Source organism: Aerococcus sp. 1KP-2016 (genome assembly GCF_002252085.1).
In the GTDB taxonomy this organism is placed as follows: domain Bacteria; phylum Bacillota; class Bacilli; order Lactobacillales; family Aerococcaceae; genus Aerococcus.
This window is the reverse complement of sequence record NZ_NEEY01000020.1, coordinates 23,052-30,971: the sequence shown is the minus strand read 5'-3', so window position 1 is coordinate 30,971 and position 7,920 is coordinate 23,052. Positions and strand designations below refer to the sequence as shown.

Here is a 7,920-nt window from a genome sequence, read left to right as displayed (position 1 = left end):
GCGGCTTCGCCTTTTACTTTGAAAAAAATTCTTATAAATTTTGATTGAAATATATCATGGGAGCAGGTTATAGGACTGAAAGTGTAGTTCCTTAGCCGTGAAAGAGGATGAAATTGAGACCTTGGCTCGATTTTAAATTGAAAGACATTGGCTTTCAATGGTCCCACGGCTTACAAGGAACGTACACTGTAAGGACGAAAAATCTATGATTTTAATTTTTCCCAGCCTCTTTTTTATGTGCTATTTTAATCATGGACGTGTAATTTATTCCGCACGCAACGCCTCAGCAGCATCTTTTTTCGCTGCTATACGGGCTGGAATATGACCACCAAGCACTGTTAAAACCGTTGAAATAATCAATAAAAGAACGGCATGTCTAGGATCTAATTGTGCAACATTTTTCAAATCAGTTAGATTTTCTATTATCGTGTTAATTGGGAATGTTAAGGCATATGCCACGCCTACACCCAATAGACCAGATAAGACACCCAGAATTAAGGTTTCAGAGTCAAAGACACGTGTAATATCTTTCTTGCGTGCCCCTAGCGCTTTTAAGACACCAATCTCTTTAGTACGTTCAAGTACAGAGGTATAGGTGATAATACCAATCATAATCATAGACGTCACAAGCGAAATACCGGCAAATGCAACCAATACATAAGTTGTTGCATCCATCAAGCCACCCGTTAATTCAGTCATTGTACTCGCTAAATCCGTGTACAAGATTTGATTTTCTTCTGATTTGTCGTCATTGTATGCATCCAAATAGGCCAAAACTTGATCTTTCGTTTCAAAGTTTTTGGGATAAATCATAATTGCAGTTGGCATGGCATCAGCACCTAAACTTGTCAAGGCAGCAGCTTTAGCATCTTCATCTAATGGTTGACCCGTAACTACAGATACCTCACTATCCTTTTGTGCTTCCACGATAGCTGAATCTTGGCTATCTTCAATCACTGCTTGCGTTAATGCATTTGAATAATTTACACCTTGATTCAAAATCGCCATCGTTGCATCTTCTTTAGGGCGAATAACAGCTGAAATTCGTAAAGTTTGATTATTGTCATTGTCATAAACCGCGTTTAAATCTTGATTTGGTACATAATTATCCGTAGGCAATTTTTGATAGTAGGCATTATTGCTAACCAGGCTAATCTCAGTCCCCACAATTTCGTCAAAATTAATGGCTTCACCATCATCATAAACAAAACCTAAATTATTTAATGCATTTATGTTCACATTATTGTATTTGTCTACCACAAGAACAAGGTCAGTCGATTCATTTGGCATGTTCCCTGCAAGAATATCATAATTTTGGCTAAGGAATGCATTATCGTCACCATCCGGAGATTCAGGGAATGTTGAAGCCCCTGTACCCATCTCAGTAGCATAGAAACTCTGAATGTCCCCCGTAGCAGAATCTTGTGCATAATTAGAAAATACAACTTGCTGAGCTTCACCATCAACCTCACGTAGCATGTTCATTTGCGCAGCATAGGTATAATTCAATGCCGCAATTAGGGATGGATCAATCGCTTGAACATAGTCTACATATTCTTGGGTTAGCTTATTCTCGTGTTGATTAGCAGTCGCTTCATCCTCACTAGCGATTACAGTGTCTGTACTTGGATACGCAGCTTGTTCTTCATTAGGCAATGTGATTGCTGTTGAATTATTTGCTACACTCGCAACAGTAATCGGGTATTGAGCGCTCGTTTCTGCTTGTGTGGCGTCTATTTGTTTTTGAAAACCATTCGACAAGGACAAGACCACAGCGATTGAAATAATCCCTATACTCGAAGCAAATGACGTGATAAAAGTTCGCCCTTTTTTCGTCATAATATTTTTGAACGATAAATTCAAAGCAGTTAAATAAGACATACCCGTACGTTTCAAATCTAATTTGGCATTGCTATCGTTATTATCATAAGGATTTGAATCATCTAGCACTTCACCATCCTTAAACTTAATAATGCGGTTGGCATATTGATACGCCAATTCTGCATCATGAGTAACCATGATAACTAATTTTTCTTGGGCGAGTTCCTGAATAAGTGCCATAATTTGTAAACCTGTTTCTGAATCTAAGGCCCCTGTTGGTTCATCACAAAGCAGTACATCTGGATCATTTGCTAGTGCACGCGCAATTGCTACACGTTGTAACTGGCCACCCGACAATTGATTCGGTTGTTTATGCATATGATCCTTTAAGCCAACCCGTATTAAAGCTTCTTCAGCTTTGGCATGTTTTTCAGCTTTGCTTACACCCGATAGCGTCATCCCTAATTCAACATTAGAGATAACATCTAAATGGCCAATAATATTATATGATTGGAATACAAAACCAATAGAATTATTACGGTATGCGTCCCAGTCAACATCTTTAAAGTTTTTGGTAGATTGTCCATTGATAATCATATCGCCAGAGTCATATTGGTCCAAACCCCCGATGACATTTAATAAAGTTGTCTTTCCTGAACCAGATGGCCCTAGTATAGCTACAAATTCTTGTTTTCTGAATGATAGTGATACATCATTTAGGGCATGCGTAGTTGTGCCGCCAACTACATAGGTTTTCTTCAAATTTTTTAATGCTAACATTTATATTTCTCCTTAATCTTGTGTCATTTACCCTTTAGATGTCTTATTTTATCACCAAAAAGACTTAGTTTGACTGCACATCATTTATACAATCTAAACTAGGTCGCTTTTATTTATGCTTCTTCAATAGGTAAATCCTCAGTTAAAAATTGTTCCCAAGCAACAGCTTTTTGCGTTTCAACTATCACAATCCATTTCGCATCTTCTTCTACAGCATTTAAAATCTCTGGTTCTTCAACTAATGCTTCATGGCGCGCAACAATTTTACCTGAAATAGGCGCTACCATATCTGTCACAGCTTTTGAGCCTTCGACTGAGAAAAAGGCTTGATCTGCTTCCAACGTATCATCCGTTAAGAATGTAAAATATGAAACTTCACCAACTGCATCAGAACCATAAGCTGATAAGCCAATACGTACTTGTCCATCATTTAATTCTTCAAGATAGATGCCATCTTCAGTATATACTTTGTTCATTTACAATACCCCTTCGTTTACAATATGCTAGTTTATTATACTACTAAACCAGTTTATTGAGTAATTTTCTAGGTACTAATCGATTAATCCAACGAACACTTCTAACTACAGGATTTTTGGCTAAGTCGGTTTCTTCTACTTCTTCGTTATAACGGATTGAGAGTACTAAACCAATACTTAACATTGAAGTGATTAAGGCAGTACCACCTGCTGAAATCAGTGGTAATGGTATACCAGTCAAAGGTAATAAACCAATTGACATACCAATATTTTCAAGAATATGAAAGCTAAACATCATTACCACACCTGATACCATAGACGCATAGAAGGCATCGTGGGCACTGAAGGCAATTGAAATCATTTGAAAAATCAGAATAAAATAGATTAAAACCACGAAACTTGAACCAATAAAACCAAAATTTTCACCAATTGTTGCAAAAATCATATCCGATTCACGAACTGGCACATGCACCTGGAAGACACCTAGACCCTTACCTAGAATTTGACCAGAACCGATAGCTTTCAAACTTTGGGCTAATTGATACGAATCTGTGGCTGAATTGCCAAATGGATCTAGCCAAGAATCAATACGCGCAAACTGATAATCTTGGAACCCTAATGAATACAAGAGCTCACGCTGATAAACAACTAAGACGATTAAAATAAGCGCGATAAGAACGAAAGCAAATAGCGCAGGCAAGATAATATACCAAGTAATACCTGATACAAATATAACACCTATAAACATCATCAAAAATACAATGGTTGTACCCAAGTCATTTTGTGCGATAATTAATGCTAATGGTGGCAAAGTCCATAAAGTTAGTTTAAGTAAAAATCTCAAATCAAATTGAATTCTTTCTCGCGCAGGCATGTCTTCAATATTTTGTCTTCTTGCCTCGTCATTATAACCGTGGACTAGATAAGCCATCATAATGATATAAGCAACTTTCATTAATTCTGAAGGCTGAACGGATAATGGACCAATCGTAATCCACGAACGTGCACCATTGGTAATTGCTAAATCTCGATCATAAAAAATTAAAACTAATACTAACAGAATGATACCTAACCCGTAAGCCACTGGTGCAAACTGATATAAGGTATCTCTATCTAATTGCATGACCACGGCTGCTAGAACAGTACCAATTGCAAACCAAGCAATCTGCATAATTGTTGCAGAATAAGAACCTGAATCATATTGTAAATAAGTCGTTGAGAAGATTGTCACGATACTAACCATTGCTAGTAACATAACACAGATAACGATAGTAGGATCTACCCTTCTTGTCGTTTTTTTCTTTAAGCGTCGACTTGTCGAACGTTTTTCCAAAATAATGCGCCCCTTTAATCTATATTTTCATTTGCTCTAGCGGGGTTTACCGTTAAAGTAATATCTGTAGCTTGGCGTTTTAAAGTGCCAAGCACAATTTTTTTTTCATCCATAATTGGGAAATGAGCTGACGTACTAGTGTGATAATTAGGGCTTGTATCTAAGAATTCCTCAACATGTTTGAATCGATAGACGAGATGGTTAATTAAAGCACCCGCAATAATGACTATAGAAGTTAACCATAGATAAATCATTAAAACGATAAATACACCAATTGTTCCATTTGAAACTGATGAACCGCCGAAATTTGATACATAGAAACTAAATCCACCCGACAGAATAGCACTCAATACAGCAGCGGCAATCGCCCCAGGTACCGAATATTTAATTGGATAGTTATGTTGCGGAATAAATTGGTATACAAAAGTAAATACAATGACCAGTACTACTATTAAAATTGGCCATTTGACACTTGAGAAAATAGCAAATAATGACATTGGCAATTGAATAAATTGATTCATTGTTTCAAGCAAGGTTTGACCAAACACAAAAACTACACTCAGTGCAACTGCCACAATTACCAATACAAAAGCAATTGCAAACGAAATCAGCCTAGAAACGATAAAATTGGGTTTATCCGTTACGCCATAAGTCCGATTCAAAATATTTTGCACTGTTCCAAACGCAGTAGAACCCGACCATAAAATCAAAAGAAATGATATAGACAAGGCACTAGAAGTATCCGACCGTAAATAGGATTGCAAAGTGGGAATAATCACTGGTTCTACTTGATCTGGCAAGAGTGTTTCTAGTAACGAAACAACTGAATCAGGATCAAAGGGTAGCATGGGAATAATATTTGCAATCATCATTAGCACTGGAAAAAGTGATAATAGGAAGTAATAGGACATTTCCGCAGCACTTCCCGCTATATTAGCTTGATTTACAGAAGCCAAAGTCATAGGGACTATTTTTTCTTTGAAGTTCTCCTTCACATTTACCACCTCATTCTTTAGTTTAATATTACTCAATTTAGGGCGAAATAACAAGTTTTCGACCAGTAAAATCAAGACGTTTAGATGAATAGAAAAGACTGATAAATACTAGCAATAGTCAGACAAGTTGCGTCTGCTTATTGCTAGATCATCAGTCTTACAAATGAATTCAAGATTCAGGGCAAATTATTCTGCTAAGCTTCCAGCATTTTCCCAACTACCTGTAGCCATATCCATAAACATTAAAATCCCAGAATACGCATCGTAACGATACACCGTAATCAAATTCGCATGTCCTTGTCCATCAGGTGATTGACGATATACATCAATCTGTGCCAAATTATCATTAATCAAAGTAGGCATAAAGAAATATTCGTCTGATTGGAAGGCATTTTCTGAATCAGTTGCAATTAATGGCGCAGCTTCCGCTAAAATTTCACGAGCACGTGTGTTGTCATGTGCACCTGCACTTGATTGACCCTCACCCTCTACTTGTCCTTCTACTTCGCTTGAAGGTACCGCTTCAGAGGCTTGTACTTCAGTTACTGGTTGTGCAGCTACAATAGAAGATTCAATTTCTTCAGATGAAAGTGTTGGTTCCTCAGCAGCTTCACTAGCAACTGAATCTGAAGAACTAACTTCTCCCTCCACACTCGAACCATCTTCAATCGTTTCATCAGAAGTTGTTTCAGATGAAACAACTTCATCTTCTGTACTTGAACTTACCCCGTCACTACTACTAGAAGCCTCTACAACATTTAAACTAGCACTAGAAGATGAAGATTCAACTACTTCTTCAGATGAACTAGATGCTGGGCTATCCGCATACATACCCACAGAAGAGTTCACCGAATCACAAGCTGCAAGTGATAAGGCTAGAATAGAAACACCAATAAATGAATATACCTTTTTCATACGCTACCTCCCAATATTCTTATAACTATTTTATCATAGTCAACTGAAAAATCATGTTTATTTATGCCTTCTTTACAAAAGGTTAACTTTTAAAAAGTCAGTCTTAAAATGCACGATATTTATTGATAACCAATCGTCTATAGCAATACCAATTCTAAAATAAAAAAAGGTTCAAATCAATGATGATTACCAATGATTTGAACCTTTTTACTAATGTTGAGAGTGGGATTCGAACCCACGACCTACGGTTTAGAAGACCGTTGCTCTATCCAGCTGAGCTATCCCAACATTTGTTGTCTTCCATGGGATGACAACTACTAAATTCTACACTATCTAACTGACTTTTGTCAATAGAAGCTAGCTTAATTTTCAGGTAATTGTATATAACTTGGTTTAAAAACCCGAATTTGATACATTTGTGTCTCTTCATCAAAATACATATCATCAAAATAAATACGGTCTTGTAAACTAAGCCATTGACCAATTTTACTTGGATCAATCGATAATTCTACTCGTTCATATTGTTCCTTCAACCCTTTGATTATGGCATCTTGTAAATCTAAAATTGATTCTTCAGAACGAGCTGAAATCTGTACATTTGGCTTGTTAAAGCTCAGCTTTTCGCGTTCCTCTGCTGTTAATAGATCCATCTTGTTATACACAAAAAGATGCGGTACATCAAGCATATCTAAATCTTTCAACGTCTTCATTACAACTGCTTCTTGCTCACTCGCATATGGAGATGACGCATCTATGACAATTAACATTAAATCCACTTGACGGCTTTCTTCCAACGTAGAATGAAAGGCGTTTATGATTTTTGGCGGTAAATCTTGAATAAAACCAACGGTATCTGTAATAGACATTTTAAAATGATTATTCAATGAAAATACCCGAGTTAAAGGTGTTAAAGTAGCGAATAGTAAATTTTCTTCAAAAGTACCTGCATCAGTCAAGGCGTTTGTAATGGTTGATTTACCTGCATTAGTATAACCAATAAGGCCGAGTTGAAAAACGTCGCCTTTTTCCCTATTTTCACGGGTACGACTTTGGTGTTTTTCTACTTCCTTCAATTCACCTTTGATGCGTTGAATTTCAGCACGTAGCACTCGACGATCCTGTTCAATTTTTGTTTCACCAGGACCACGTGTACCAATACCCCCACCTAACTTAGACAAACCTATATAATTCCCGGCTAATCTCGGTAATAAGTATTCATTTTGAGCCAAAGCTACTTGTAATTTACCTTCTTTTGAAGTAGCACGCATCGCGAATATATCCAAGATTAATTGAATACGGTCAATAACTGGAAAATCAATCGCTTCTTGTAAATTATTATTTTGTGACGGTGTTAATTGTTGGTAGAAAATAATTAAATCCGCTTCATTTGCTTCTGCATGCATGGCTAATTCTTCTACTTTTCCCTTACCAATTAATGTTCTGGAATCAAAGCGTTCTCGTTTTTGTGTTAAAACGCCTACAACTTCTCCCCCTGCAGTGGTCACTAACTCTTTTAATTCTTCCACCTGCATGGTTAGCTGACGATCACTCACTGTTTGAGTTTGTACTGCTACTAAAAATACTTTTTGCATATTTACTC

At 36.9% G+C, this 7,920-nt stretch carries 6 protein-coding genes and 1 tRNA gene; all 7 read right to left on the bottom strand.

Features of this window, described 5'->3' with window-relative positions; all coding sequences use genetic code 11:
• Window positions 1-264: 264 nt before the first annotated feature.
• The 7 genes from B9P78_RS05265 to hflX all read right to left on the bottom strand — a co-directional run bounded on the left by B9P78_RS05265 (window position 265) and on the right by hflX (window position 7,912).
• Entirely contained in the window at window positions 265-2,601 is a 2,337-nt protein-coding gene (locus B9P78_RS05265) for an ATP-binding cassette domain-containing protein (RefSeq protein WP_094518467.1), read from the bottom strand.
• A gap of 113 nt (window positions 2,602-2,714) precedes the next feature.
• The gene (locus tag B9P78_RS05260; protein ID WP_094518466.1) at window positions 2,715-3,077 is read right to left on the bottom strand and encodes a glycine cleavage system protein H; all 363 of its coding nucleotides are present in this window, start codon (window positions 3,075-3,077) and stop codon (window positions 2,715-2,717) included.
• Between the two features lie 43 nt (window positions 3,078-3,120).
• Complete coding sequence (locus B9P78_RS05255) at window positions 3,121-4,410, bottom strand: FtsW/RodA/SpoVE family cell cycle protein (protein WP_233487728.1); 1,290 nt, start codon at window positions 4,408-4,410, stop codon at window positions 3,121-3,123.
• 14 nt (window positions 4,411-4,424) lie between these two features.
• Entirely contained in the window at window positions 4,425-5,405 is a 981-nt protein-coding gene (locus B9P78_RS05250; RefSeq protein ID WP_094518464.1) for a YihY/virulence factor BrkB family protein, read from the bottom strand.
• A gap of 186 nt (window positions 5,406-5,591) precedes the next feature.
• A complete protein-coding gene (locus B9P78_RS05245) occupies window positions 5,592-6,320 on the bottom strand; it encodes a hypothetical protein (RefSeq protein ID WP_094518463.1) in 729 nt (242 codons plus the stop codon).
• A gap of 214 nt (window positions 6,321-6,534) precedes the next feature.
• Window positions 6,535-6,608, bottom strand: a tRNA-Arg gene (locus B9P78_RS05240).
• 74 nt (window positions 6,609-6,682) lie between these two features.
• A complete protein-coding gene (hflX, locus tag B9P78_RS05235) occupies window positions 6,683-7,912 on the bottom strand; it encodes a GTPase HflX (protein ID WP_094518462.1) in 1,230 nt (409 codons plus the stop codon).
• Between the last annotated feature and the right edge of the window lie 8 nt (window positions 7,913-7,920).